Here is a 26,467-nt window from a genome sequence, read left to right as displayed (position 1 = left end):
CTACGGTGGTGGGTGGGGGGTGAGGGCCGGACTCGGACGCGCTATTCCTCGATGCGGATGGCGAGAGCCGGACAGACGGCGGCCGCGTTGCGGACGTCGTCGGCCAGATCCGCCGGCGGGTTCTCGTTGAGCAGGACGACGATGCCGTCGTCCTCGCGCTGGTCGAACACGTCCGCGGCGGCTGCCACGCACTGTCCGGCCGCCACGCACTTCTCCTCGTCGACGACGACCTTCATGGGCTGTCTCCAGTGGTTCGACGGGTGGGGGGCGGGGGTCTCGAAGACCACCGGCGCTCAACTCGCCGTCGGCAACGTCCTTTTGGTTCTCGGACGGCGGCGAGCCGGGCTCCGGCGTCACCTCGGCGAGGCTCAGACCAGGTAGCGCCCGCCATTGGTGCTGAGGCCCTGGCCGGTCACATAACCGGCCTCCTCCGAGGCGAGGTACGCCACCGCGTAGGCGACGTCCTCCGGTCGGCCGGCCCGCTTCATCGGCATGGTGTTCGCGACCGCGTCGATGTCGACGGGGCCCTCCCGCACCAGCGGGGTGTCGATGAAACCGGGCGGGACGTGGTTGACGGTGATTCCCTTGTCGGCGTACTCGATCGCCAGCGCCCGGGTGAGGCCGATGACCCCGCCCTTGGAAGCCGCGTAGTGTGCCATGGCGGGGGCACCGGTCTGCGCGGACGAGGACGAGATGTTGATGATCCGTCCCCAGCCGGCTTCGAGCATGTCGGGTACCAGTTCCCTGGTGACCAGGAACGGCCCTTTGAGATTGACGCCGATCATGCGGTCCCAAGTGGCTTCGCCGATGTCGGTGAACGGGACGTAGCCGGTGATCCCGGCGTTGTTGACGAGGATCGACACGGGTCCGAGCTCCTCGCGGGTCCGGGCCGCCGAGGCGGCGACGGCCGCGGCGTCGGCCGCGTCACCGCCCACGGCGATCGCTCTGCCGCCCGCCTCGTGGATCTCGGCGACGGTCCTCTCGGCGCCTTCGGCGTTCAGGTCCCACACGGCGACAGCGGCGCCGCGGGAGGCGAGCACGATCGCGACCGCCCGCCCGATGCCACGGGCACCGCCGGTGACGACCGCGACCCTTCCTTCCAGTGACATGCGTGCTCCTCGTTCGCCCGGTTCGCCCGACTCGGATGCCGCCCGGAACCCCTACTCGCCCAGCGCCTCGCGCGCCGCGGTCCGGGCCGCGACTGCGGCGGGGAAACCGGCGTAGCCTGCGGCGTGGTAGACGACCTCTGCGATTTCGTCCCTGTTCAGGCCGTTGGTGAGGGCTATCCGGACATGGGTCCGCAGCTCCGTCTCCGCACGCAGCGCGATCAGCAGGCCCAGCGTGACCAGGCTACGGTCCCTGGGGCTGAGCCCCTCGCGGCCCCACAGCGCGCCCCAGACACTGGTGAGACCGATGTCCACCAGTTCCTCGCCGATACGACCGTCGCGCAGGTCGACATCCCCCTCCGGGAAAACCCCGGGCAACGCCGCACGCATGGCCTTCCAGCCGACGGCTCGCAGATCGTCGGGGGCTCCCGACACCGTCGCGGGGGGATCCTGGACGTCCTTGGGTGTCATGTGCGACTCCTCTGACACAGCTCTGTGTGGTTCGCCTGAGCGAAAGTTAATTCAAACGATCGGTACAATCAATGGCTTCGTGGACCGAGCCGCCAGCGGCTCACGGTCGAAAAACCGCAGTCCTCGACAAAAGGAACCACCGATCGCCGACCGACCTGTGCTGAGGGCCCCGCCCTCGGCGGGGCCCTCAGCACAGGCGCGCGACGACTCGGGCTACTTGAACGTCGTGACCCGCTTGCGGAACCTCCACACGTCACCCTCGCGGACCAGCGTGTCCTCATAGGCCCCCACGAGCTGCACCCCCCAGCCCTCCTCGCCACGCGCGAAGAACACCAGGTTGCTGCTGACGGTCACCTCCTCACCGGGCGGCGAGGTGAGCAGGATGTTGCCGACCATGTGCACCTGCGGGGTCTGCGGCGCGAACGCCCCATAGGCCTTGCGGATGGCCTCCCGGCCCTCGAAGGTGCCCTGACCGACGATCTCGGCCACGCCGTCCTCGGTGAAGAGGTCGGGAATGACATCGGTGTTCCCGGAGTCGATCGCGTGGGCGTATGCGGCGATGGCGGCCTGCACACCGGCCAGGGCGGCCTCAGCGGTAATGGTCATAGATCTTCTCTCCCAAGTCAGTACAGAGGTTGGAGTGGCGCAGGGCCCACAGCGCGTCGGCCCGCAGTTCGACAGCAGGCACCCGAACCCATTTTTCGACTACCAAGTCTATTGATACACCAGCCCCAAGGAGGTGGGATATTTACAGTCAACCATCTTGTTGACCGATCGGTACAAACTCAATAACATGCCGCCGATCGGTACCGGGACTGCCGACGGAGGAGGCGTTTATCGTGACGAAGCGTTGGAAGCAGCGGCCGCCGGGCTCGACCTGGGGCGACTGGGGTGACGACGACGAGCTGGGCCGGATCAACCTGCTCACCAAGGAGAAGGTCCTCCAGGGCGTGCGCGAGGTCGAGCACGGCCTCACCTTCAGCCTGAGCCTGCCGCTCGACTACCCCGGCGGCTCGGCCATGAACCAGCGACGCTACCCCCCGATCCTGCGCCCCACCGAGGACCTCGCCCACAAGCAGGACGTCTTCTACAACGTCGTCGCCCGCGAACAGATCGACCCCTCACTCATCGACGTCTGGTCCGACGACGTCGTCACCCTCTGGCTCCAGTACTCCACCCAGTGGGACGCCCTCGCCCACCAGGGCGCCGAATTCGACGCCGACGGCGACGGCATCCCCGAACCCCTCTACTACAACGGCTACCGCGCCCACACCGACATCACCGGACCCCAGGAAAACGTCAAGAACGACGGCAGCGGCAGCCTCAGCCACGCCCACCACCTCGGCATGGAACACATGGCCGAACACGGCGTCCAGGGCCGCGGCGTCCTCATCGACATCGCCCACCACCTCGGCACCGGCTACCAGCCCGTCAACTTCAAACAGCTCCAAGAAATCATGACCGCGGACAACGTCACCGTCGAACCCGGCGACATGCTCCTGCTCCACACCGGCTTCGCCACCCAGATCCTCGCCTGGGGCAAGAACCCCGACCCCGTCGCCATCCACCAGACCGCCGCCTACGTCGAGGCCGACGACCCCGACCATCTCCTCAGGATCACCCAGTCCCAGATCACCGCACTCATCTCCGACAACTACGCCGTCGAAGGCGTCGGCGTCACCCAGGCCCAGGGCCCCCACACCCTCCTGCCCATCCACCACCTCTGCCTCTTCAAACTCGGCGTCCCCCTCGGCGAACTCTGGTACCTCCACGACCTCGCCACCTGGCTCCGCCAGCACAACCGCACCCGCTTCCTCCTCACCGCACCACCCCTCAACCTCCCCGGCACACAAGGCAGCCCCCTCACCCCCATCGCCACCGTCTGACAACGGAGCCGAACCGGAACAGAGGGGGGAGAGAGGCCCCGGGACTTCGATCCCGGGGCCTTTGCGCAACGGCGCCGCGCGTGGGACGGGCGGTCCCCCGACGCACCGTCCGGTCGAGGAAACCGGAAGACGGGCCCGGGGTCCGCTGTCCCCCTGCATACAAGGCTGTTCGACGCGGACCACGGGAGCCTGTTTCAATCAGCACATCGTCACGTCGAGCGGGGAGAGAACAGATGCCACGACCGCCGGGCCACGGACCGGGCTTCGAGGTCAGACGCCAGAAGATCATCGACATCGCGGCGTCGCTGTTCGCGCAGCAGGGATACGCGGCGACCTCGATCAACGACCTGGGACGCGCGGTCGGGCTCGCCAAGGGCGCCCTGTACTACTACATCGGGTCCAAGGAGAACCTGCTGGTCGAGATCCAGTCCCGGGTGATGGGCCCGCTCCTCGCCCGCGCCCGTCAGATCGCGGAACTCGACGCCGGCCCGCTGCTCCGGTTGCGTCTGCTCTCGGAGTCGCTGCTCACGATCATCTTCCGCAGGCTCGACCACATCTGGGTCTACGAGCACGACTACCGCTCCCTGAGCGGCGAGGAGCTCAAGACCCTGCTGGGACAGCGTGCCGACTTCGAGCAGGTGGTCGCGGGGCTGCTCTCGGAGGCCATGGAACAGCACGTCCTCCGCACGATGCCGGCGCGGCTGGCGACCCTGCAGTTCCTCAACCTGCACAACCACACCTACCAGTGGGTGAACCCGGAAGGGCAGTGGGACGCGGAGTTGCTGTCCCGGGAGTACTGCGCGACCCTGTTCCGCGGCTTCGGCGCGCCGGACCACGCCCTGCCGAAGATCGAGGAGCAGGCCGAGGCGTTCAAGCAGGAACACCCCGGGCTGTCGCTCGACCCCGAGACGGAGTGGCAGCAGCTCTCCGCCACGGGCTGACGGGCGGTCGGGCCGGCTCCACTAGCCGACGAGGCTCGGCATGTCCCGGCGGTCCGGCCGCGGGGCCGCGAGGAGTTCCTCGGACACGGCACGCACCGTGTTGACCACCAGCGGGACCATGAGCTCCAGCGCGGAACGGCCGTCGCCGACCACCGATATCGCGCCGAGCGGCCCCCGGGACCCCCGCAGTGCGAGGCCGACGCAGCCGAGGTCGGGGAAGCACTCCCCCCGCTCGATCGCCACTCCGTTGCGGCGCCGTATCAGGCCCAGTTCGCGGTGCAGTTGGTCGAGACGGCCGATACTGTGCGGGGTGCGTCGCTCGATCACCTGCGCGTACCAGGCGTCGATCTCCTCCGGGGCCAGCCAGGCGAGCATGGCCTTGCCGAGCCCGGTGCAGTGCGCGACCGCCCGGCCGCCGACCTGGGACGGGATGTCCGCCGCGGCCCGGCCGCCCACCTTGTCCAGGTAGTAGATCTCCGGCCCGTCGAGCACGGCCAGGTGGACGACCATCCTGGTGCGCACCGCCAGATCGAGAAGATGCGGTGCGGCGGCCGCCCGCAGCGCGCTGTGGCCTGTCTCCCGGCCGCCCAGGCCGAGCGCCCGGCTTCCCAGCCCGTATCCGGCCGCTGTGTGATGCAGCCAGTCCAGTCGGACCAGCTGGTCGAGAATGCGATGCGTCGTCGAGCGGGGCAACTGTGTGCGACGGGAGACGGCTTCGAGCGTCAGGTGGGTCTGCGGACGTTCGAAGAGATCCATGATCAGCGTCACACGCTCCATCATCGACGGAGGCAGCGCATGACCGTCGGCCTCGGTTGCACGCTCACTCAGGCGAAGGGCAGACGTCATCGTCGGTGCCTCTCTGCTCAAACTGAAATCAATTCTAGTTCGGCGCCGACGCCAAACTACAACGCCGTCGGCCGCAGAGAAAGGGTCGTGCACCCACTTGTTTGGGGCGGTTGGTCTAATATTCAGGGAAAATAAAAAAGCGTACCGCTCAGCGGGAAACCGTTCCCGTGAGCGGTACGTCGGGTGTTACTCAGCTGCCGGTGAGGTCCAGGGCGATGTCCACGATCATGTCCTCCTGGCCGCCGACCAGACCGCGTCGGCCGACCTCCTCCAGGATGGTGCGGGCGTCGAGGCCGTACCGCTCGGCCGCGGCCTCGGCGTGGCGCAGGAAGCTGGAGTAGGCACCGGCGTAGCCGAGGGTGAGGGTCTCGCGGTCCACGCGTACCGGCCGGTCCTGCAGCGGTCGTACGAGGTCCTCGGCGGCGTCCTGGAGGGCGTGCAGGTCGCAGTCGTGCTTCCAGCCGTGGAGGTTGGCGACGGCGACGAACGGTTCGATCGGGCAGTTGCCCGCGCCGGCGCCCTGCCCGGCGAGCGAGGCGTCGACCCGGGTGACCCCCTCCTCGACCGCCACCACCGAGTTGGCGACCGAGAGCGAGAGGTTCTCGTGGGCGTGGATGCCGATCTGGGTCTCCGGGTCGAGTACGTCCCGGTAGGCGCGGATGCGGTCGCGGACTCCGTCCATGGTGAGCCTGCCGCCGGAGTCGGTGACGTAGACGCAGTGGACGCCGTAGGACTCCATGAGCTTCGCCTGTCCGGCGAGGGTCTCGGGGGAGGCCATGTGCGCCATCATCAGGAAGCCGGACACGTCCATGCCCAGCTCCCGCGCGGTCGCGATGTGCTGTGCCGCCACGTCCGCCTCGGTGCAGTGGGTGGCGATGCGCACCGAGCGGACGCCGAGGGCGTAGGCGCGCTTGAGTTCGGCGATGGTGCCGATGCCGGGCAGCAACAGGGAGGTGAGCACCGCGCGGTCGATCGCGTCGGCGGCCGCCTCGATCCACTCCCAGTCGGTGTTGCTGCCGGGGCCGTAGTTGAGACTGCCGCCGGCCAGACCGTCGCCGTGGGCGACCTCGATCGCGTCCACGCCCGCCCGGTCGAGGGCCGCGGAGATCTTGGACACGAACTCGGGGGTGATCCGGTGCCGGATGGCGTGCATGCCGTCCCGGAGGGTGACGTCCTGCACGTAGAGCCTGCGAGTCACTTCGTCACCTCACGGGTCCGGTCGGCGATGCGCTCGGCGACGCGCAGTGCGGCCGAGGTCATGATGTCCAGGTTGCCGGCGTAGGCGGGCAGGTAGTGCGCGGCGCCCTCCACCTCCAGGAAGACGGACACCTTGGTGGTGGGCATCTCGGAGACGTCGTCGGGCAGCAGGGTGTGCACCGGGTCACCGGCCGCGATCGGGGTGAACTGGACCTCCTGCTTGAGCCGGTAGCCGGGCACGTACTCGGCGACCGCGGCCACCATCTCCTGCACCGAGGCACGGATCGCGTCGTGGTCGGCGTCCCCGGTCAGGCAGTACACCGTGTCCCGCATGATGAGCGGCGGTTCGGCCGGGTTCAGGACGATGACGGCCTTGCCCCGGCGCGCACCGCCGACCTTCTCGATGGCGCCGGCCGTGGTCTCGGTGAACTCGTCGATGTTGGCGCGGGTACCGGGCCCGGCCGACCTGGACGCGATCGAGGCGACGATCTCGGCGTAGGGCACCGGGGTGACACGGCTCACCGCGTACACGATCGGGATGGTCGCCTGGCCGCCGCAGGTGACCATGTTCAGGTTCTCGACATCGTTGGCGACGTGTTCGTCCAGGTTGACGGGCGGCACGACGTACGGGCCGAGGGCCGCCGGGGTCAGATCCACCAGGCGTTTGCCGTACGGGGCGAGCTTCTTGGCGTTCTCGACGTGGGCCTTGGCCGAGGTGGCGTCGAAGACGATGCCGATGTCGTCGAAACCGTCCATGCGGATCAGGCCGTCCACGCCCTCGTGCGTGATGGGAACCTTCAGACGGGCGGCGCGCGCCAGCCCGTCCGACTCCGGGTCGATGCCCACCATCGCGGCCACCTCCAGGGTGTCGGACAGGCGCAGCACCTTGATCATCAGGTCGGTGCCGATGTTGCCGGAGCCGATTACGGCCACCTTGGTCTTCGTCATCCTTCTTGGTCCTTGGGTGAGAAGGTCGCGGTCACCGAGCCGAGGCCGCCGGTCATCTCGGCCCGTACGGTGATTCCTGGCGGTGTCGGCACGAGCGGGCCGAGGGCGCCCGACAGGACCACCTGCCCGGCGCGCAGCGGGTCGCCGAACTCCCGGGCGGTGCGCGCCAGCCAGAGCAGTGCGGCGAGGGGGTCGCCCAGGCAGGCGGCGCCGTTGCCCTGGGAGGCGAGCTCGCCGTCGGCGTAGAGCCGCATGGTCACGTCCCGGGGGGTGAACTCCCCCAGTCCGACCCGCTGCCGGCCGAGCACGAACAGCCCGCTGGAGGCGTTGTCGGCGACCGTGTCCGTGATCGCGATGTCCCAGCCGGTCACCCGGCTGTCGACGATCTCCAGTGCGGCCACGGCGTAGCCGACCGCCGACCGGACCCGGTCGAGGTCGAGGTCGTCGGTGTCCAGATCGGCGGCGAGCACGAACGCGATCTCCGCCTCGACCCGGGGCTGGAGCAGCCGGCCGCTGGGGACGGCCGGCAGACCGGAGACGTCCATGTCGTCTAGCAGGACGCCGAAGTCGGGCCGGTCGACGCCCACTTGGCGCTGCACCGACTCCGACGTCAGCCCGATCTTGCGCCCGACGACCCGTGCACCGGCGGCGATCCGCTCGCCGATGACGCGCCGCTGGACGGCGTACGCGAGGCTGATGTCGGTCGGTCCGAGCAGGTCCCGTACGGGTGCACAGGGCCGGTGGTCACGGGCCGCTACGGTGAGCCGCGTAGCCGCCTCCGCCACCGCCGTCTCCCGGTCCGCGACCGCCGCCGGTTCCCAAACGTCTGTCATTGCCATCCTCATCTCGTGCCGGCCTTCAGCCTGGGCCGTTGTCCGGGGCGACTGTTCCGGGTGTTCCGCTCACCGGGACTGGAATGCCGGGGACACGGCGGGTCCCGCTGACCGGCCGCACAGTCCTTTCGTCACCGGTGCCGAGGCCGTCGCCGACGGGGAACGACGGCCGGAACCGGGCGGGTCGAGGGCGCTGCTCGCGGCCGGCGGCTTCGGCCACGACCGCGGCGCGCCCCCGCCCCGTCCGGGATCGGTCCAGGGGCGGTCCGCGGGCCGGCGCACGGGCGCACGGGTCCTGGACCCGGACGGCCGGCCGATCGACGGCCGTGCGCCACCGGCGGCACCGCCGCCACGATGCCCGGACGCGCGTGTCCCGGTGGGGGGCACTCCGAGCGCTTCGAGTCCCTCGTTCGCCTGTCCGGCGGTCCTGGACTCGGCCGGCACGACGGGCCGGGACGGGCGCCGGGCGAGGACCGGCACGGCATCCGCACCCGGGACGCGGCGGGTGTACCGGGCACGGCGGCGTGCCGCTCTCACCCCGCCACGATCAGCCGCGCGGCCATTCGCAGGTCGGCGTTGCCCTGCTCGGTGGAGATCTCTTCGGTCAGCATGGCCACGAACACCCCCCACCAGCAGTAGACGAGCAATCGCACCCTGCTGCGCTCGGTCGCCGCGTCCGCGCGGCCACCGAGAAGTCCGAGGAGTCGCTGTCCGAGCGCGCTCTCCACGATGTCGATCCGGGTCGGGACGTCGCTCGTGTACTCCGTGAACGACGACAGCGTCACCGCCGAAGCCAGCAGCCGGCTGCCCAGCAGCTTCCCGCTGAGCGCCACGAGCGTCTCGCCCGTCTCGGTCGCACGGTCCACCCCCTCACCGGCCCCGGCGCCGCAGTCGCGGCCGCCCAGGAACTGGTCGATGTGCCACTCGAGGACCGCCAGGAACAGGTACGGCTTGGACGGGAAGTAGCGGTACAGCGTGGCGATCGCGACGCCGGCCTCCTTGGCCACGTCGTGCATCTGCACGTTGGCCAGCCCCTCGCGCGTACCGAGGTCGGAGGCGGCGCGCAGGATGCGGACCCGGCGGGCGGCCTGGCCGCTCGACATCGGTGCGGCGGGCTGCCGTGCGGCCATGGACCTCGCCACTCGGTTCTCCCCCTGCGTCGGGTGCTGCCGCCGGCCCGCGCTCAGTCGGCCCCCGGTCGGGTCAGGAAGGCCGTCACCGTGCTCTCCCAGGCCTCCTTCTGCTCGATCATCGCCCAGTGCCCGCAGTCCGGCAGCACATGCAGCTCGGCCCTGGGGATGGTGCGCATCGGCAGCAGCGCGCCCTCCAGCGGAGTGACCCTGTCGTCCCGGCCCCAGGTCAGCAGCGTGGGGGCGGTCACCTTGTGGAGTGCGGCCCAGATGGGCTGGTCGGAATGGTCCTGGGCGGCCTGCAGCGCGGCCATCGCCTGCCGGCCGTAGATCCGGCGGGACGCCTCCAGGGTGGCCGGGTCGGTGGCGCTCGCCCAGCGTTCCTCGATCAGTTCCTCGGTGAGCAGTGCCGGATCGTGCACCATCGAGCGCAGCCACCGCACGAGGTTGTCCCGGGTGGGGTCCTCGGCGAAGTCGACCAGGAGGTTCAGTCCTTCGCTGGGCGCGGGTGACAGGATGTTGCGGCCCACGCCTCCGATGGTCACGATCCTGCGGAACAGGTCCTTGTGGGCGACCGCGAGTCCCACGGCAACGTAGCCTCCCATGGAGTTGCCGATGACGTCGACGCGGTCGAGACCGAGGCCCTGGACGAAACGCAGGACCGCCTTCGGGGCGGCCACCATCGGGTTCTCGGCGGTCGGGTCGCTCACACCGAAGCCGGGGAACTCCAGCGCCAGGCAGCGGAAGTGCCGGGCCAGCGCGGAAAGGTTGCCCCGGTAGTTGCGCCAGCCCGTCACGCCCGGCCCCGATCCGTGCAGCAGGAGCAGCGGGGGTCCGTCACCGACTTCGTGGTACCGCAGGGTCCCTTCGTCGGTGGACAGTTCACGCAGGGTGTCGTCGTAGCTCGGTGTCATGACGGCCACCGTCCCATCGGTGACGCGGCCCACGCCGTAACCCTCCCGATCAGTGGGACGGCCTCGGCGCCGGACGGACCAGGCTGTCTACCGTCGCAGACGTACGTGACACCGGGGCCCGATGGCCGCCCCGGACCTGACCAATGTGAGGGGAGGGCCTGATGGGTGTTGGCTCACTCGGGTACCTGCGTCTGGAGTCCAACGACATCGACAAGTGGAAGGCGTTCGGTGCCGACTTCCTCGGTCTGATGCCCGTCGAAGGCGGTGATTCCGGGTCTCTGTCCTTCCGGATGGACGACTATCCGGCCCGCATCGTGGTCTCTCCGGGAGCCCAGAGCGGGATGACGGCGCTGGGCTTCGAGGTCCTCGACGAGCGGGAGCTGGCACGCCTGGTCGCGGATGTCGAGAAGGCGGGCATCAAGGTGACCGCCGGCACCGAGGCCGAGGCGGCGGAGCGGAAGGTCACGGGCTTCGTCAAGTTCAACGACCCGGGCGGGAACCCGGTCGAGCTGTTCTACGGCACCGTCCTCGACCATGTCCCCGTTCAGACGCCGCTGGTGTCGAAGTTCGTCACCGGTGACATGGGCTTCGGGCACGTGATCGTCTCCGCCGAGGACGCCCGGACCACGTTCGACTTCTATGTGAACGTCCTGGGCTTCATCGAGCGGAACACGATGCGTTCGCCCGGTGGTACGACGTGGTTCATGGGATGCAACGCGCGGCACCACACGCTCGGTGTGACGCCGATGCCCGGTCCCGGACGGCTGCTGCACTTCATGGTGGAGGCGGCGACCCTGGACGACGTGGGGCGCGCCCTCGACCGGGCCGGCAAGTACGAGGTGCCGATGATGCACTCGCTCGGCAAGCACACCAACGACCACATGGTGTCGTTCTACGTCTGGTCGCCGGAGAACTACGCCGTCGAGTTCGGCTGGAACGGCCTCAAGGTGCCTGAGCCCGTCCCCGTTTACGAGATCACGGACGGGGCGTTCTGGGGTCACCACTTCACCCCGCCGCCGCAGCCGGCCGGCTGAGCCGGTGCACATGGGTGAGCCCCAGGGCCGACGGGCCCTGGGGCTCACTCGTGTGCGGTGTTCAGCGGACGACGGTGACGGCCCGCTCCGGGCAGGCCGTCTCGCCGTCGCGGGCCGCCGGTTCGAGCTCCTCCGGCACCTCGCTGTCGAAGGGCAGCGCGTAGCCGTCGTCGTCCAGGCGGAAGAGTTCCGGTGCCGCCGCCGCGCATCGGGCGTGACCGGAGCACGCCGCCCTGTCAATGGTGATCTTCATGTGACAGCTCCGTCTCCAGAGGTGGTGGGCCGAAGGGCCGTGTCCGGCTCCCGGGTTCTCGTCGAGTCTCCAGCACCGCGCATTGTGTGCACTGAATATGTCCCAGCAGCCGGGAGTCACCGGCAAGTAAGTGCAGAAGAGCGGCGATCATCGAAGCACTGTCGTTCGGGATCGACATTAAGGCAACTCTTCTCTCCGTAGAAGGAGACCCCATGGACCGAGTACAGGGCAAGACCGTGTTCATCACGGGAGCCGCGCGCGGTCAGGGCCGGGCCCAGGCGGTCCGGCTCGCCTCGGAGGGCGCCGACATCATCGCCGTCGACCTCTGCGAGGACATCGCCACCAACGGCTACCCGCTGGCCACCGAGAAGGACCTCGCGGACACCGTGCGGAAGGTCGAGAAACTCGGCCGGCGCATCGTCGCGCGCAAGGCGGACGTACGGGATCCCGCCGGGCTCAGGGCGGCCGTCGTCGAGGGGGTCGCCGAACTCGGGCGGCTCGACGCCGTCGTCGCCCAGGCCGGGATCTGCCCGCTCGGGCCCGACCAGACCGCACAGGCCTTCCTCGATGCCGTCACCGTCGACTTCAACGGGGTGGTCCACGCCGTCGACGCGGCGCTCCCCCACCTGCCCGACGGCGCCTCGATCGTCGCCACCGGCTCCCTTGCGGGGCTGACACCGGCCACCACCGACAACCCGGCCAACGGGCCCGGCGGGCTGGGTTATTCGTTCGCGAAGCGTCAAGTGGCCGCGTTCGTGCACGACCTGGCGACGGTCCTGGCGCCCCGGCGGATCCGGGTCAACGCGGTACACCCCACCAACGTCAACACCGACATGCTCAACAGCGACCTCATGTACCGGACGTTCCGTCCCGACCTGGAGAACCCGAGCCGCGAGGACGCGCTGCCGTCCTTCCCCGCGACGACGGGCTTCGGCATTCCCTACGTGGAGCCGGAGGACATCGCCGACACCGTGCTCTTCCTCGTCTCCGACGAGTCCCGTTACGTGTCCGGCATGCAACTGCGGGTGGACGCCGCCGGCTACGTGAAAAGGCGGCCTCAACTTCCCACGTTCTGACGGTTGTTCACGGGTTCCGGGAAGGTTGTTCAAGGTTTCCCGGACACGGGACGGCAGTGCCGGGTGCGCCGGCGCCGGTGCGTCAGTGCCACCAGGGGATCAGCGCGTCGAGGTGGCGGCGCATCCGGTGCCGGGCCAGCGCCGCGTCGCCCTGTCCGATCGCGTCGAGGATGCGCTGGTGGACGTGGCGGACCTCGTCGGCGGCCGAGTCCCCGGGCAGCGACCGGTCGTGTCCGGCGGCGTGCCGGCGGAACAGCTCGGTGATGATGGCGAGGAAGAGCGACAGCACCGGGTTGTCGGCCAGGGCAGCCAGTTCGGAGTGGAACAGGTCGGCCTTGCGGGAGTCCCCGGGCGGGCCCTCCGTGGCCCAGCGCACGGCCTGTCCGAGGCGCGCGGCGACCTCCGTGTCCCCCGCGGCATGGCGGGCGGTGACCCTGGCGACGACGCCGAGTTCGATGGCGTTGCGGACGATCCGCAGGTCGTCGGCGGTGACGCCCTGGTACTCCAGGAAGAGCGCCATCGTGTCGATGCTGGCCTGCGGCTCGGGCTCGGTGACGATCAGGCCGCCGCCGGGACCGCGACGCGTCCGGGCGACCGAGTGGTACTCCAGGAGCCGCACGGCCTCCCGCAGGACGGCCCGGCTGATCTCGTAGCGGGCCAGCAGCTCCGTCTCCGAGCCCAGGACCGTGCCGACCCGCCAGCCGCCCGCGGCGATGTCCTCGTGGATGCGGGCGGCCACGACCTCGGCCAGTTTGGCCCGTGACCCCTCCGCGAGTTCGGGCTCGATCACCTTCCCCGAGATCCGGGTTCCGCGGCGCACGCGATGCTTCTCGATCCACGCCGCCACCGACTCCAGGTGGGCGGTCAGTTCGGCCTGGGCGCGGGCGCCGTCGTCCGCGATCACGGCGTCCACGACGGCACGGTGCTCACGGTGCGAGAACTCCCTGGCGGCCTGTGTCTCCGCCTTGGTGACGCGCCGGGAGGTGTGCGCGTAGCGGGTGGTGAGACGGGTGAGCACGTCGATGAACAGATGGAGCACGGGGTTGCCCGACAGGCGCCCCAGTACGGAGTGCAGCGGATCCTGTGACCCGAGCGACGGGACGTCCTGGTGCCGGAGTTCCGAGTCGAGCGCGGCCCGGAGCGTGACGATGCCCTCTTCGGTGATCCGTTCGGCCGCCAGGCCGGCGGCGATCGGTTCGAGGAGCAGGCGGGCCCGGAGCAGGTCGGTCACGCTGGTGCCGACGTATTCGAGGTAGATCACCATGGCCCGGGTGGCGGGACCCGCGTCGGGTGCGCGGACGATGAGGCCGCCGCCGGGGCCGCGCCGCATCCTGGCGACCTGGTGGTGCTCGACCAGCCGTACCGCCTCACGCAGCACCGCCCGGCTCACCCCGAGCCGCTCTCGCAGATCCCCCTCCGAGCCCAACGACTCGCCGACGGGCCAACCCCGCCGGATCACGCTCGCCTCGATGCGCTGGGCGGTCTGCGCGGCCAGTTTGCCGACCGGAACCTCCGCCTCGCCGTCGGCGGGCCCGCGGTCGACGGCAGTCGCCATGGCCAGCTCCTCCGGGGAAGATTGCGGATCCCCAGTCTATTCGTCGTCGGCGTGGAGGCGTGGCAGAGCGTCAGCCGGTGCCGTGATCGGGGCACTCGTCCCCCGGGAACGCCGGTGCCGACCGTCCCGGGGAGAGGTGCCGAGGCCTTCGGATCCGCTCACCACTCCAGCCGGAGCGACTTGAGGCCGTACATGTTGCCGTGCTGCCACAGCTCCTGGCCCGGCGCGAGCCGGTAGTCGGGGATCCGCCGGTGCCACTCCTCGATCGCCACGTTGAGTTCCAGGCGGGCGAGGTGCGAGCCGAGGCAGCGGTGCGGACCCGAGCCGAACGCGATGTGGTTGGTGGCCTTGCGATGCAGGTCCACCTCGCGCGGGTTCTCGTAGCGGCCGGGGTCGCGGTTGGTCACCGCGAGCGGGAGCATCACCATCTCGCCCGCCCTGACCGGGCAGCCGCCGATCTCGACGTCCTTCGTCGCCTTGCGCGCCGGGACGACGAACGAGTAGACGCGCAGGGTCTCCTCGACGCCGGTGGGGATGAGCGAGGGGTCGGCGAGGATCTCCGCGCGCTGTTCCGGGTGGGTGGCGAAGTGGTACAGAGCCCAGCCGATCGAGATCGGCACGGTGTCGAAGCCGGCCTGGAACATCAGGACGCAGAAGGCGAGCATGTCGCGGTCGTCGATCGGCTCGTCGTCGATCGTCCAGGTCATGGCGTGGGAGAGCAGGTCGTCCCGCGGCCTCTCGCGGCGCAGGGCGATCTGTTCCTCGAAGTAGGCGGACACCGCCCGCATGGCGGTCAGCTGGCGGGCGCCGTCCGGGTCCTCGCCGTGGGAAAGGTGCAGGATCTCCCGGGTCCAGGCGAGGAAGGTGGGCAGGTCCTCCTCGGGCAGGCCCATCAGGCGCATGAAGACCAGGGTCGGGAAGCGGCGGGTGAACTCGTCGAGGACGTCGGCGCCGTCGCGGTCCTTGAGTTCGTCGATCATCTCCGCAGCGATCCTGCGGACTTCCGGTTCCTTGGCGGCCACCGTGCCCGGGGAGAAGTAGCGGCCCAGCAGGCGCCGCCACACGCTGTGCGTGGGCGGGTCCAGCATCTCCGGGATCCACAGGAACCTCGGGTCGGGGTCGAGCGCCGTCACCGACCTGTTGGAGAAGGTACGCCAGTCCTGCAGCGCCTGCTGCACGGCCGGCCCGTCGGTGACGACCCAGAACCCGCGAGCGACCGTGCTGCGGAACCCGGAGTGGGCGCCGGCCATCTCGTCCCAGCGCTCCTGGTGGCTGAGCACCGGACCGCCGAGTCGGTTGTCGAACTCGTAGGCGGGCATCCCGTCGTACGTACCGCCGGGCTCGTCGAGTGTCGTGCTCATCGCGGCTCCTCTCGGCCTGCGTCCGCGGTGCCGCCACCGCGTCGATCTCGACCGCGACGACACCGAGCCAATGACAAATGAGTGTACTGATTTAAGCGATCGCGTCGAGAGGGCTGCCACTGAGCGGGAGTCGGATTCTGCTACACCCCCCTTCGATTCGGGGGCAGCGGCGGGAAGCGCAGGGGTCTTCCCGGCCCCGCGCCCCGCAATTGAGTGGACTTTATATGGGCAACGGCATCGGCGCGGCGGACGCCCTCGTCCGCCGCGCCGGTCTGCCGTGCGCTCGTTGCCCGCCGGTGACCTCAGACTTCCCCGGCCACGGGCGCCAGCTTCCGGCTCGCGTCGAAGCCGACCACCTTGGCGAGGGTGCCGCCGAGGATGGCGGCACGGTCCTCGTCGCCGACTCCCTCGAAGTTCTCGGCGATGCACTCGGCGCTGCTGCGGAAGGTGCCTTCCGCGTGCGGGTAGTCGTTGCCCCACATGACCGTCGAGAGGCCGGTGATGTGGCGGGCCTTCACGGCCGTCGGGTCATCCGCGAACTGCACGTGGATCTGACGGCGGACGTACTCGGTGGGCTTGAGCGGGTAGGGCCACCGGCCGTTGACCGCGAACAGCCGCCCCATCGCGGGCTGGTCCTTCGGCCCCCGGCTGTCGTCCCAGAAGCCGAGCCACCAGTCGGGGTCCTGACCGGTGCCGGTCTTCCATGCCTTGTCCATGTAGCCCATGAAGGAGACCAGCCAGCCGGCCGTGTACTCGATGAGGTTGAAGTGCAGATCGGGGAAGCGCTCGCACACCCCGCCGCCGACCAGGCTGGCGATGATGCCCTGCGGACCGGCCACGGCCGAGCCGACCGCGCTGCCCATGGTGCGGCCGGCCACCATGTCGTCGGTCAGGTTGCCCTTGCCCATGTTCATGGCCGTCATCAGGCCCCGGACGGTCAGCGCCGTCTCGGACACCTCTTCCCTGACCCGGACCCCGCCGGTGGCGACGTGGATGAACACCGGCAGCCCGTGCGCCTGCGCGGCCGCCCAGACCGGGTCGTACTCGCGTGAGTAGTACGGCAGCGGCGGGATCTCGGGGAGGAGGATCGCGCCGATCCCGAGCCGTGCGCAGCGCTCGATCTCCGCCACGGCCTCGGGGACGTCGGTGAGCGGGATCGCCCCCGTCGGACGCAACCGGGCCCTGTACCGCAGGTACCGCTCGGCCACATAGTCGTTCCAGACACGGGCGTGGGCCATGGAGAGCTCGTGGTCGTCGGTGAAGAGGACGAACAGCGAGAGGTTCGGGAACATCACCGAGGCGTCGACGCCGTCGAGATCCATGTCCCGGATGATGTGGTCCGGATCGCCGTCCGGCGTCTGCCCGCCGGACTGACGGTACTTGGAGATGGTCCAGCCGTCGAAACCGATGGTGTGCAGCTTCTTGAACTCGGTGTGGCCGCCGTCGACGATCGGCTCGTCGAGCGTGAACTCCTCTTCCCACAGGGCGCGTTCACGCAGTTGCCGGGGAAGCCGGGTCTTGAAGAGATCGACCGGCTCGATGATGTGCGAGTCGCCGGACACGACAAATTCCTTGAACACAGGCGGTACCTCTTTCGAACCTCGTCGTTCGTGGCAGAACCCAACCCGCGGATGATGCGAAGTTAGCTGTACCGCCCGGTCCAGTCAATAATTGAGAACACGGAATTCGCGATGGCCCAAAGATTTGAAAAGCCTGACAGATTACTGACAGCGGACATTGGCGTCGAACCCCCTCGATGAAAGCAAAATTGCTGATACTCAATTACGACAGGTGTGGTGAGCGTGGCCTGTGCAAACGGCTGTGGCCGGGTCTCGCGCTCGGCAGCGCGGGACCCGGCCACAGTGGCAGGACGGGCTCTAGACGGTCACCGGATCGGAGGCCGCGGTGCCGGCCAGCTCCTGCTCCTCGGACTTGACCGCGCGCAGCAGCACGATCGGTGTGGAGATCTTCCAGATGAAGTACGTGAACATCGGAATGGTGTTGGCCAGTATCCCGTTCCAGGCCAGCGGACCGGTCTTGAACAGGAAGACGAAGGCCCCGGGGATGAGCAGGGCCCCCAGCACCATGCTGAGCCAGCCGTACCAGCGCGGGAAGATCGGGCGCTCGCGCCGGTCGACGAACGACGCGTACCCGATCGACCAGACCTGCAGCACGAAGATGCAGGCGTTGCCGACGAACATGAGCCAGAACATGTCGCTCATCGCGGCCAGCACGTCCGGGGAGTGGATGTCCGGCCGGTAGGCCGCCGCGGCCAGGATCGCGAGCGGGAAGAAGAACCCCAGCGGAGCGACGACACCCGTGGTGAGCTGGATCATCGACAGCAGACCCCAGCCGCCCTCGACCCTGCGCATCTGAAGGCTCGTCACGATCACGTACGGGTACTCGAAGGGGACGGTGAGCACCATCAGCACGACGCACCACAGGATCCCGGTGCGGTGGTCGTGCAGGAACGTCACGATGTCCGCCGGGCTCTTGGTGGGACTCATCGGGGTGAGGATGCCGCCCGCGGCGAAGGCGGCGACGAAGCCGACCAGCAGCACGAATCCACACCAGGCCGAAATGCGTTCCAGTTTGAGGTACAGGTCTTTCCGCATGTGCAGCTCCCTTGTTCACCGACGGCGTCGGACTGACGCCGTTCCCTGACGGCCCGTCGCGTCCCGGCCGACGGGCCTGTCGTGCAGCAGCGCCGAAACCGGCGTCAGCGGCGCCTCGCGTCGACGCTCAGATGAGGATCCGCATCGCCTCGGGGAGCTCAAGTCCCATCTGGGCGAGGGCGTTGGCGTGGTACGCCGTGCCGGGCACGTGGATCATGTGCTGGAGTCCGACGTGGGCGTCCCGCCAGTAGCGCTGGATCGGGTTGCCGCGCCGGATGGCGTTGCCGCCGGAGCGCGTGAAGATCTCGTCCAGGGCGGACACCGCGCGCCAGGCGCAGCGCACCTGGTTGCGCCGTACGTTCGCCCGGTCCTCGATCGTCACCGGGCGGCCGGACTCGATCTGGTCGTACATCCGGCTGATGCCGTCGATGAGCTGGACCCGTGACGCGGCGATCTCGGCGGCGGCCTCCCCCGCCGCGTAGAGCACGTACGGGTCGTCGCGCACCTGGACGCCGGTCACGGCCACCCGGTCGCGCTGCTGGGCGAGGTGGACGGCGAGCGCGCCCTCGCAGATGCCGATGACCGCGGCCGTGATGCCGAGCGGGAACATCGACGCGAAGGGCAGCCGGTACAGCGTCTCCGTGAGCCCGATCGCATCCGCCGCTGCGCCCTCCTGGACGGACTCCTGCCGTACGGCGCGGTACTCGGGAATGAACGCCTTGTCCACGACGACGTCCTTGCTGCCCGTACCGGACAGGCCGATCACGTCCCAGGTGCCGTCGACGATCTCGTAGTCCGAGCGGGGCAGTACGACGTGCAGCACGGTGACGGGCATGGCGGGCTTGCCCTTTCCGTCCCCGAGGAGCGCGCCGAGGAAGTCCCAGCGGCAGTGGTCGCTGCCCGACGAGAACGGCCAGCGGCCGCTGAGCACATAGCCGCCGTCCACCGGCTCGGCGATGCCGTTGGGCATGTAGGGCGAGGCGATCCAGGTGTCGGGGTCGTCGTCCCACACCTCGTGGGCGAGCCGCCGGTCCATCTGGGCCAGCTCCCAGGGGTGGACTCCCACGACTCCGCAGACCCAGCCGGCGGCGCCGTCGTGCCGCGCGACCGCCATCACCGCCTCCGCGAAGTCCCGGGGATGCGCGGCGAATCCGCCGAACTCCTTGGGCTGCAGCATCCGGATCACCCCGGCGGAACGCAGCAGTTCGACGGTGCGGTCACTCAGCTTGCCGAGTGACTCGTTCTCGTCGGCCAGTGCGGCCAGTTCAGGACCCGACTCCTCGACACGGCCGACCACTTCATGCGCCACTCCGCACACCTCCCGGTGACTGGTCCCTCGCACGCGCCGCCGCGCGGCCCGCGGCGGGATGGCCTCAGTGTCGGGGCACCTGAGCGGCTCGCACGGCGCGCTTTCCGCTGACCGGGACAGGTGTGCCGCGGCGGGTGACGCGAGGGCGCAGCGCGGCGGACGAGCGGCCCCGGAGAGCGGAGAGCCACACCCCGGCGCCGTAGGCGAGGTCGTCGAGGCGACGGGCGACGCCGTAGCGGAGCGGATCAAGACTGGCTTGATCAGATCGGTACTCAAGCGCGATATCGGCCACCGCGGCGATCGCCGTGGCGCGTCGCATCCGGCCGGAGAACGCGCAGCCGACTGCGGTCAGCGGCCACCAGTGGCGGGTCAGCAGCGCGGAGGTCTGTGCCAGGGTGGCGAGGGCGCCGTTGCCGGTGAGCCGCACGGCCAGCCGGTACGGGTGCTCGGTGCCGTCGAGTTTGCGGGCGATGCGTACGGTGACCACGCCGAGGACGGCCGCCGCGGCCGGTGCCGACCAGCGCCGCCCGGCGAGCAGCGCGACGGCGAACGCCGTGCTCCACGGGGCGAACACGGCGGGTGCGACGGACTCGGGGTGCCGCTCGGCGAGGGGGTGGGCCCCGGTGCCGTAGACGGCCTTGCGCAGCAGCCAGTCCCCGAGGCGCGCCCGGTGCTCGTGGGCGGCCTTGACGGCGGGCTCGTAGCGCACCCGCCGGCCCGCCGCGATCAGTCGCCAGCACAGGTCGACGTCCTCCCCCACCCTCATGCTGTCGTCGAACCCGTCCCCCAGCGCGTCGACCCGTGCCACGACGCAGGCGGAGGAGGCCCAGGAGACGGGGGTTCCGGGGCGTACCGGGGCCGGGTGGGTGCCGAGGTCGAGGGACGACCGGGCGTTCTCGTACCGGGTGATCCAGGTCGGGTCGGCGGCGGGCAGGCCGGTGATGCGGGGTACGGCGGCCGCGACGCGCGGGTCGGCGAAGTGCCGGAGCAGGGTGGGGACCGTGTCGGGGTCCAGCACGATGTCGGAGTCGGCGAAGACCACGTACGGCGTGGTGACCAGCCGGAGTCCGGCGTTGCGCGCTCCGGCGGGCCCGGTGTTGGCGGCCAGGGCGACCAGCCGGGCGCCGTGCTCGGCGGCCACGGCGGCCACCGCGGCCGGACGGTGCGAGGCGTCGTCGACGGCGATCACGGGGTGGCCCGTGCCGATGCTCCGCAGCAGGCGGTCGAGCTGGCGCGGGCGGTCACGGACCGGTACGACGACCGTGTACCGGGGGTCGGCGGGCGCCGGGAGCAGGCCGGCGACGGGATGGGCCATGCCGGCGTCGAGCAACCGGTCGGCGAGAAGCGCTCCGGCCGCGTCGCGCACCAGGAGCCGTCGGCCGCCGAACAGCCGGCGCGCCCGCGGGGTCAGCCTCAGCAGCCGGGTCGGGAATCCGCCGAGGAGGGCCGCGCCGTCGTCGACCACCCGGGTGTGCCGGTCGAGTTCGACGACGAAGCCGTGGGGAAGTGTCATCGGCGTACGCCCTTCTGTCCGGTGGAGGCCGTCGCCGGTACACCGGGGCCCGGCCCGGGGTCGGCGAGCCGGCCCCGGCCGTCCGCGGTCCACGCAGTGATACGGCGGACTGTCGCGGCCACCATCGCGTCCATCGCCCGTCGCCCCTCCGCCGCCGAGGCCCCGGCCGGATCGCCCAGTACCCCCGAGGGCGAGACGGCGCGGACGCCACGGGCCACCAGCTCCGGGAGGAGGGCGGTCAGCGGGCGCGGGTCACCGGCGACGGCGTCCGCGAGGCGTACCCGCTCCGGCTCCAGGTGCAGCAGCAGGGAGGTCTCCGTCCGGCCGGCGTGTGCGTCGCCGCCGGGCGGGGCGCAGCCGGTCCAGACGGCGTCGTGGCCCTCGGCCCGCAGCTGGGTGAGGGCCGCGTCGAGGGTGGCGGTGTTGCCGCCGTGGCCGTTCACGAATGCCACCCGGCCCGCCCAGAGGGACAGCGAGCGTGTCAGTTCCACGATCACCGCGCGCAGCGCCTCGTGCCCGATCGACACGGTCCCGGGGAAGTCGGTGTGCTCGCCGCTCGCGCCGAACTCCAGGGCGGGCGCCACCAGCGGCGGGCCGTAAGGGCCCCGGTCGAGGGCGGTGGCCGCCCGGCGCGCGACGGCACGGGCGACCACGGTGTCGGTGTCCAGCGGCAGGTGCGGGCCGTGTTGTTCGGTGGACCCGATCGGCACCAGGACGAGCGCACCGGACGGCACCGCCGGCCAGACGGCGTCGGCCAGGACTCGCGGCATCCCGTCCCCTGGCACGGTCAGGCTGCCGGTGACTCGGCGGCTGCGTCCGGGACGGCCTGCGGAGCCGCGGGTACGTCCCCGCCGCCCAGCGTCAGCCGGAAGCCGGGAGGTATCACCAGGTCCTCGGGGCACAGCTGGTGCACGGAGGAGTGCCCGAGGCCCAGGACGGCCGAGTCGAGGCCACTGCGGAGGATGTCCAGGACGTTCTCGACGCCGGCCTGCCCGTTCGCCGCGAGACCCCACAGGTAGGCACGGCCGATCAGCACCGCCCGGGCGCCGAGGGCGAGTGCCTTGGCCACGTCCCCGCCGCGGCGGACGCCGCCGTCCAGCAGGACCTCTATCTGGTCGCCGACCGCTTCCGCGATCGCGGGCAGGACGCGGATGGTGGCCGGGGTCGTGTCCAGGTTGTTGCCGCCGTGGTTGGAGACGGACAGGGCGGACACGCCGGCGTCGACCGCGCGCTTGGCGTCGTCCACCCGGGTCACCCCCTTGAGCAGGATGGGGCCGCCCCACTCGGTGCCCAGCCAGGCGACGTCGTCCCAGGTGGGCGGTGCGGTCTGCATCCATTCGCCGTAGGCGCCGAAGAAGGTGGGGGCGTCGGCGCCCAGGGCCGTCAGGTTGGGCACGGTGAGGTCGGGGAGGCGCCCGGAGCGGGCGAAACGCCACAGCCAGCTCGCCCGGGGCAGCACCTGGGGGGCGAACCGGAGCATGGTCCGCAGGTCGAGCTTGTCCGGGATGGCGGGGCTGCCCCAGTCGCGGCCGTGCGAGAAGGACCAGTCGAGGGTGACGATGAGGGCCTTGGCGCCGGCGGCCCGGGCCCGGTCCATGCGCCGCACCATGGTCTCGCGCGTACCGCTCCAGTACAGCTGGAAGAAGAGGTCCGGCTGGGCGTCGGCGATCTCCTCGACCGGCTTGCTGGCGAAGGAGCTGAGCCCCATGATGACGCCCCGGCTCGCCGCGGCCCTTGCGACGGCCACCTCGCCGTCGGGGTCGACGGCCTGCACACCGGTCGGCGAGATGAGCACGGGCAGGGAGGTGGGCACACCCAGGACGGTCGTGGACAGGTCGCGCTCGGCGTGATGGCCGACGACCCTCGGTGCGAAGCCCAGCTCGGCGAAGGCCGCCATGTTCTCGTCGATGGTCCGGCCGCGCTCCGAGCCCGCCACGAGGGCACCGTACACCGAACTCGGCAGTTGCCGCTTGGCGCGGCGCTGCGCCTCGGCCACCGTCTCGAACCACGGGTTCTTAGGCATGGGTGTGGTCCCTTCGCGTCGGGATGAGCGGCAGCCCGGCCAGCGGGTCCTCGACGCAGTCGCGCACCGGCGGGGTGGTCCGGTGGGAGTGGTCCCCGGACGGCTTGGGAAGCCCGGCCCCGCCGGCCGGGCGCAGGGCGAGCAGCTTCTCGCCGTGTCCCTGGACGCATTCGGGGTCGGGGCCGTCCAGCGGCAGCCCGGTGAAGAACTTCGCGGCCATGCAGCCGCCCTTGCAGGTGTCGTAGAAGGCGCAGGAGGCGCAGGCGCCGCCGTGCTGCGGGGTGCGCAGCCGCCGGAACAGTTCGGAGCCGCGCCAGACCTCGCGGAAGCCGCCCGGCGCGCGGACGTTCCCGGCCAGGAACTCCTCGTGGATGGCGAACGGGCAGGCGTAGACGTCTCCGACCGGGTCGATCAGGCAGACGACGCGTCCGGCGCCGCAGAGGTTGAGGCCGGGCAGCGCCTGACCGTAGCCGGCGAGGTGGAAGAAGGAATCGCCCGTCAGCACGTTCTCGCCGTTCGCCAGCAGCCAGTCGTACAGCTCCCGCTGCTGCGCGGCGGTCGGGTGCAGGTCGTCCCAGACGTCGGCGCCGCGGCCGGAGGGACGCAGCCGGGTCAGGCGCAGTTGAGCGCCGTAGCGGTCGGCCAGGGCCTTGAAGTCGTCCAGCTGCGGGATGTTGTGCCGGGTGCAGACGACGGAGATCTTGAAGTTGCGCATACCCGCGGCGGCCAGGTGTTCCATCGCCCGCAGTGCGGTCGCGTACGAGCCGGGGCCGCGCACCGCGTCGTTGACGTCGGCGGTCGCGCCGTCGAGGGAGATCTGCACGTCTACGTAGTCGTTGCGGGCGAGCCGCTCGGCGTTCTCCCGGGTGATGCGCACGCCGTTGGTGGAGAACTTCACGCCCACGTGGTGGGCGGTGGCGTAGTCCAGGAGCTCCCAGAAGTCGGGACGGACGGTGGGCTCGCCGCCGCCGATGTTGACGTAGAAGACCTGCATGGCCTCCAGCTCGTCGATGACGGCCTTGGCCTCGGCCGTGCTCAGCTCGCGCGGGTCACGGCGTCCGGAGCTGGACAGGCAGTGGGCGCAGGCCAGGTTGCAGGCGTAGGTGAGTTCCCAGGTGAGGCAGATCGGTGCGTCGAGCCCGTACTCGAACAGGTCGACCAGCCGGGACGTGGTGGTCATGAGGTCCTTCCGATGACCATCGACGACTGCGCGAGGACGGCGAGGGCCCGCCCATAGCGGGGCAGTTCGTCGTCCGCAAGGCCGGCGGCCAGGCAGGCTGCACGGGCCGTGGGCGCGTGGGCGAGGGCCTGGACGACGGCCAGGAGCCGGCGGTCCTTGAGGAACGAGAGTCTGCGGGTGCCGAAGTGGTAGAGCAGCGCGCCGAAGGGTTCCGGTCGCACCGAGACCTGCGGATGCAGGTCCCAGGCGCCGTCGAGATCCATTACTGTCATGGTGCGGGCCTAGTAGACGCCGCACATGCCGTCGATCGAGACCTCCTCCAGGAGGTCCTCCGCCTCGATCAGCGAGACGGTGAGCGCGGTGTCGTCGGCCTCGGGGCCGGCCTCCTCGGCCGGTGCGAGGTGGAACTCGTTCATGCGGATCTCCTTTCGTGGACAATCCCGACGCTAGGTCACGGCCGTGCCCGGTGCCCGGGCCCGTCCCGGCCACTGGGACGGACCGTTGTACGGGGCAGTCGCCACGCCTTGAATCACCGGACCATGAGACGGACCGGGCACGCGCGGGGCCGGACTCCGGGCCCGGACGTGATCGTGGTGGGCGCCGGGGCGGCCGGGGCGGCGCTGGCGGCCCGGCTCGCGGAGGACCCCGACCGCAGGGTGCTGGTGCTGGAGTCGGGCCCGGTGCCGGGCCTGCCGCCGTCCTTCCCGCCGGAGTTGCTGGACGCCCGGCTGGTACCCGGTGCGCGGCCCGGGCACCCGGCCGTCCAGCCGTATCCCGCCCGCCTCACCGCCGGCCGCCCGTACACGGTCGTCCGGGGCCGAGTCCTCGGCGGCTCGACCACGGTCAACGGCGGGTACTTCGTGCGCGCCCGGCGGGAGGACTTCGAGCGGTGGGCCGCGGCGGGCGGCGGTCCGGTCTGGTCGTACGAGCGGATGCTCCCGCTCCTTCGCGCGCTGGAGACCGACCTCGACGACGGCGCCGGGCCGCTGCACGGCGACGGCGGGCCGGTGCGCATCCGCCGCACGGACCTGCGGCACCCGGCCGCCGTCGCGTTCGGGGCGGCCGCCCGGCGGCTGGGTTTTCCCGAGGAACCGGACAAGAACGCCCAGGACCCGCCGGGGTTCGGCCCGGTCCCGTCCAACGCCGTGGACGGGGTGCGGGTCAACACCGGCCTCGCCTATCTGGCACGGATGTCCGGCCGGCCCAATCTCCGTGTGGAAGGAGACAGCACGGTCCTCGGGATCGTCGTCGAGCGCGGGCGGGCGACCGGTGTCGTGGTCGAACGGCACGGGCGCCGTGCGACCGTGCGCGGGGGTGAAGTCGTGCTCTGCGCGGGTGCGTTGCGCTCCCCGCAGCTTCTCCTGCTCTCCGGCGTCGGGCCGCGCGCGGAGCTGGCGGCGCTCGGGATCCCGGTCGTCAGGGACGTGCCCGCCGTGGGCGCCCGGTTCGGCGACCATCCGCAGCTGGTTCTGGAGTGGGCGCCCCGGCGGCCGCTGCCGGAGCCGGCCGGCTCGTGGCTCGGCGGGGCCCTGCACCTGCCCGCGTCCGACGGGGACCACCCGGGCGGCGATCTGGAGATACTGCAGTCCCTGGTCCCCATGGCCGGGCTGACCAGCGGGCGGGTGTCCGTGCCGGGGGCGCCGCTCGCGTTCCTGGTGTCCGTCCAGACGCCCCGGCCGACCGGTCGGCTGCGCCTGGACCCCGCCGGTCCCGGGCAGCCGCCGAGCCTCGACCACGGTTATCTCTCGACGGCCGAGGACCGGCGGCGCCTGCGCGAAGTGGTGCGGGTCACCGCGGAGTTGGCGGCGACGGCCGACTTCGCGGAGGTCGGAGGCGGCCTCACGGACCCGGGGCCCCGGGTGACGGCCGAGGACCGGCTGCTCGACGAGTGGATCCGCGGGCACCTCGGCACCTGTCATCACACCTGTGGCACGGTTCCGCTGGGCCCCGCCGTCGACGCCTACGGCAGGGTGCACGGCGTGGCGGGCCTGCGGGTCGCGGACACCTCGATCCTGCCCACGCCGCCGCTGCGGGGTCCCGCGGCCACCGCCGTGCTCATCGGCGAACTGGTCGCCGACGCCATGCGCCGCGGCCTTACGTGAGCCCGGCGTGAGCCCGACCTGATCCGGTCCGGGTCCCGAAGGCCCGGTCCGGCCGCCGATGCCCTGCGGCGGGTCCCGCCGCGTCCGCGGTCCGGCACGGACGCGCAGAGAGCCCGCCGGGCAGGTGCACCGGCCTCGCGGTCCGCCTGCCACACCCGGTCCGGCGCCTCGGCA

Annotated in this window: 27 protein-coding genes; 5 read left to right on the top strand and 22 right to left on the bottom strand. The window is 70.9% G+C overall.

All coding sequences use genetic code 11. The features are described from left to right. Window positions 1-41: 41 nt before the first annotated feature. The 4 genes from ABZ887_RS44890 to ABZ887_RS44875 all read right to left on the bottom strand — a co-directional run bounded on the left by ABZ887_RS44890 (window position 42) and on the right by ABZ887_RS44875 (window position 2,183). On the bottom strand, window positions 42-236 hold the full coding sequence (locus ABZ887_RS44890) for a ferredoxin (protein ID WP_361304136.1): 195 nt from the start codon (window positions 234-236) through the stop codon (window positions 42-44). Between the two features lie 132 nt (window positions 237-368). After that, a complete protein-coding gene (locus ABZ887_RS44885) occupies window positions 369-1,109 on the bottom strand; it encodes an SDR family NAD(P)-dependent oxidoreductase (protein WP_361304133.1) in 741 nt (246 codons plus the stop codon). 51 nt (window positions 1,110-1,160) lie between these two features. Next, a complete protein-coding gene (locus tag ABZ887_RS44880) occupies window positions 1,161-1,577 on the bottom strand; it encodes a carboxymuconolactone decarboxylase family protein (protein WP_361304130.1) in 417 nt (138 codons plus the stop codon). 213 nt (window positions 1,578-1,790) lie between these two features. Continuing rightward, the gene (locus tag ABZ887_RS44875) at window positions 1,791-2,183 is read right to left on the bottom strand and encodes a nuclear transport factor 2 family protein (RefSeq protein ID WP_361304127.1); all 393 of its coding nucleotides are present in this window, start codon (window positions 2,181-2,183) and stop codon (window positions 1,791-1,793) included. Window positions 2,184-2,416: 233 nt separating this feature from the next. Here ABZ887_RS44875 and ABZ887_RS44870 point away from each other — a divergent pair, with 233 nt between their 5' ends. Together ABZ887_RS44870 and ABZ887_RS44865 are read left to right on the top strand one after the other, a co-directional pair. Beyond that, the gene (locus ABZ887_RS44870; RefSeq protein WP_361304124.1) at window positions 2,417-3,463 is read left to right on the top strand and encodes a cyclase family protein; all 1,047 of its coding nucleotides are present in this window, start codon (window positions 2,417-2,419) and stop codon (window positions 3,461-3,463) included. 233 nt (window positions 3,464-3,696) lie between these two features. Then, a complete protein-coding gene (locus tag ABZ887_RS44865; protein WP_361304121.1) occupies window positions 3,697-4,404 on the top strand; it encodes a TetR/AcrR family transcriptional regulator in 708 nt (235 codons plus the stop codon). A 21-nt stretch (window positions 4,405-4,425) separates the two neighbouring features. Here the strand turns inward: ABZ887_RS44865 and ABZ887_RS44860 are convergent, their stop codons facing one another. The 6 genes from ABZ887_RS44860 to ABZ887_RS44835 all read right to left on the bottom strand — a co-directional run bounded on the left by ABZ887_RS44860 (window position 4,426) and on the right by ABZ887_RS44835 (window position 10,272). Continuing rightward, the gene (locus ABZ887_RS44860) at window positions 4,426-5,181 is read right to left on the bottom strand and encodes an IclR family transcriptional regulator (protein ID WP_361304207.1); all 756 of its coding nucleotides are present in this window, start codon (window positions 5,179-5,181) and stop codon (window positions 4,426-4,428) included. Between the two features lie 259 nt (window positions 5,182-5,440). Beyond that, window positions 5,441-6,448: a 4-hydroxy-2-oxovalerate aldolase gene (dmpG, locus tag ABZ887_RS44855; protein WP_361304118.1), complete on the bottom strand. Its 1,008-nt coding sequence runs from the start codon at window positions 6,446-6,448 to the stop codon at window positions 5,441-5,443. Continuing rightward, window positions 6,445-7,395 (bottom strand): acetaldehyde dehydrogenase (acetylating), encoded by a 951-nt coding sequence (locus ABZ887_RS44850; protein WP_361304115.1) that lies wholly within the window; start codon window positions 7,393-7,395, stop codon window positions 6,445-6,447. The genes dmpG and ABZ887_RS44850 overlap by 4 nt, the downstream gene beginning before the upstream one ends. Next, window positions 7,392-8,228 carry a fumarylacetoacetate hydrolase family protein gene (locus tag ABZ887_RS44845; RefSeq protein WP_361304112.1) on the bottom strand — a complete coding sequence of 279 codons (837 nt, stop codon included), beginning with the start codon at window positions 8,226-8,228 and terminating at the stop codon, window positions 7,392-7,394. The genes ABZ887_RS44850 and ABZ887_RS44845 overlap by 4 nt, the downstream gene beginning before the upstream one ends. 533 nt (window positions 8,229-8,761) lie before the next feature. After that, complete coding sequence (locus tag ABZ887_RS44840) at window positions 8,762-9,358, bottom strand: TetR/AcrR family transcriptional regulator (protein ID WP_361304109.1); 597 nt, start codon at window positions 9,356-9,358, stop codon at window positions 8,762-8,764. Window positions 9,359-9,411: 53 nt separating this feature from the next. Continuing rightward, complete coding sequence (locus tag ABZ887_RS44835) at window positions 9,412-10,272, bottom strand: alpha/beta fold hydrolase (protein WP_361304106.1); 861 nt, start codon at window positions 10,270-10,272, stop codon at window positions 9,412-9,414. Between the two features lie 161 nt (window positions 10,273-10,433). Between ABZ887_RS44835 and ABZ887_RS44830 the strand changes: the two genes are divergently transcribed. After that, the gene (locus ABZ887_RS44830; protein WP_361304103.1) at window positions 10,434-11,306 is read left to right on the top strand and encodes a VOC family protein; all 873 of its coding nucleotides are present in this window, start codon (window positions 10,434-10,436) and stop codon (window positions 11,304-11,306) included. A gap of 61 nt (window positions 11,307-11,367) precedes the next feature. Here the strand turns inward: ABZ887_RS44830 and ABZ887_RS44825 are convergent, their stop codons facing one another. Continuing rightward, window positions 11,368-11,559, bottom strand: a complete 192-nt coding sequence (locus tag ABZ887_RS44825; RefSeq protein ID WP_361304100.1) for a ferredoxin — start codon at window positions 11,557-11,559, stop codon at window positions 11,368-11,370. A gap of 212 nt (window positions 11,560-11,771) precedes the next feature. Here ABZ887_RS44825 and ABZ887_RS44820 point away from each other — a divergent pair, with 212 nt between their 5' ends. Next, on the top strand, window positions 11,772-12,635 hold the full coding sequence (locus tag ABZ887_RS44820; protein ID WP_361304097.1) for a mycofactocin-coupled SDR family oxidoreductase: 864 nt from the start codon (window positions 11,772-11,774) through the stop codon (window positions 12,633-12,635). Between the two features lie 82 nt (window positions 12,636-12,717). Here the strand turns inward: ABZ887_RS44820 and ABZ887_RS44815 are convergent, their stop codons facing one another. The 11 genes from ABZ887_RS44815 to mftA form a co-directional block, all read right to left on the bottom strand. Continuing rightward, window positions 12,718-14,190 carry an FCD domain-containing protein gene (locus ABZ887_RS44815; RefSeq protein ID WP_361304094.1) on the bottom strand — a complete coding sequence of 491 codons (1,473 nt, stop codon included), beginning with the start codon at window positions 14,188-14,190 and terminating at the stop codon, window positions 12,718-12,720. A gap of 158 nt (window positions 14,191-14,348) precedes the next feature. Further along, window positions 14,349-15,551, bottom strand: coding sequence for a cytochrome P450 (locus ABZ887_RS44810; RefSeq protein ID WP_361304091.1), 1,203 nt, complete (start codon window positions 15,549-15,551; stop codon window positions 14,349-14,351). Between the two features lie 302 nt (window positions 15,552-15,853). After that, window positions 15,854-17,113 (bottom strand): amidohydrolase family protein, encoded by a 1,260-nt coding sequence (locus tag ABZ887_RS44805; RefSeq protein ID WP_361304088.1) that lies wholly within the window; start codon window positions 17,111-17,113, stop codon window positions 15,854-15,856. Between the two features lie 315 nt (window positions 17,114-17,428). Beyond that, entirely contained in the window at window positions 17,429-18,166 is a 738-nt protein-coding gene (locus ABZ887_RS44800) for a hypothetical protein (RefSeq protein WP_361304085.1), read from the bottom strand. Window positions 18,167-18,293: 127 nt separating this feature from the next. Then, window positions 18,294-19,475: a hydroxylase gene (locus tag ABZ887_RS44795; RefSeq protein ID WP_361304082.1), complete on the bottom strand. Its 1,182-nt coding sequence runs from the start codon at window positions 19,473-19,475 to the stop codon at window positions 18,294-18,296. A 64-nt stretch (window positions 19,476-19,539) separates the two neighbouring features. Then, the gene (gene mftF, locus ABZ887_RS44790) at window positions 19,540-20,988 is read right to left on the bottom strand and encodes a mycofactocin biosynthesis glycosyltransferase MftF (RefSeq protein ID WP_361304079.1); all 1,449 of its coding nucleotides are present in this window, start codon (window positions 20,986-20,988) and stop codon (window positions 19,540-19,542) included. After that, complete coding sequence (mftE, locus tag ABZ887_RS44785) at window positions 20,985-21,758, bottom strand: mycofactocin biosynthesis peptidyl-dipeptidase MftE (protein WP_361304076.1); 774 nt, start codon at window positions 21,756-21,758, stop codon at window positions 20,985-20,987. Before mftE ends, mftF begins: the two co-directional genes overlap by 4 nt. Before the next feature lie 17 nt (window positions 21,759-21,775). Beyond that, window positions 21,776-23,011, bottom strand: coding sequence for a pre-mycofactocin synthase MftD (mftD, locus tag ABZ887_RS44780; protein ID WP_361304073.1), 1,236 nt, complete (start codon window positions 23,009-23,011; stop codon window positions 21,776-21,778). Further along, window positions 23,004-24,191 (bottom strand): mycofactocin radical SAM maturase, encoded by a 1,188-nt coding sequence (gene mftC / locus ABZ887_RS44775; protein WP_361304070.1) that lies wholly within the window; start codon window positions 24,189-24,191, stop codon window positions 23,004-23,006. Before mftC ends, mftD begins: the two co-directional genes overlap by 8 nt. Continuing rightward, complete coding sequence (mftB, locus tag ABZ887_RS44770) at window positions 24,188-24,454, bottom strand: mycofactocin biosynthesis chaperone MftB (RefSeq protein WP_361304204.1); 267 nt, start codon at window positions 24,452-24,454, stop codon at window positions 24,188-24,190. The genes mftC and mftB overlap by 4 nt, the downstream gene beginning before the upstream one ends. Before the next feature lie 18 nt (window positions 24,455-24,472). Then, complete coding sequence (mftA, locus tag ABZ887_RS44765) at window positions 24,473-24,607, bottom strand: mycofactocin precursor MftA (protein WP_361304067.1); 135 nt, start codon at window positions 24,605-24,607, stop codon at window positions 24,473-24,475. Between the two features lie 123 nt (window positions 24,608-24,730). On the opposite strand from mftA, the gene mftG reads away from it, so the two are divergent. Next, entirely contained in the window at window positions 24,731-26,293 is a 1,563-nt protein-coding gene (gene mftG, locus ABZ887_RS44760) for a mycofactocin system GMC family oxidoreductase MftG (RefSeq protein WP_361304064.1), read from the top strand. Window positions 26,294-26,467: the final 174 nt, after the last annotated feature.

Origin of the sequence: Streptomyces sp. NPDC047061, assembly GCF_040643955.1 — a bacterium.
Classification (GTDB): Bacteria; Actinomycetota; Actinomycetes; order Streptomycetales; family Streptomycetaceae; genus Streptomyces.
This window is presented reverse-complemented; position numbering and strand designations above follow the sequence as displayed.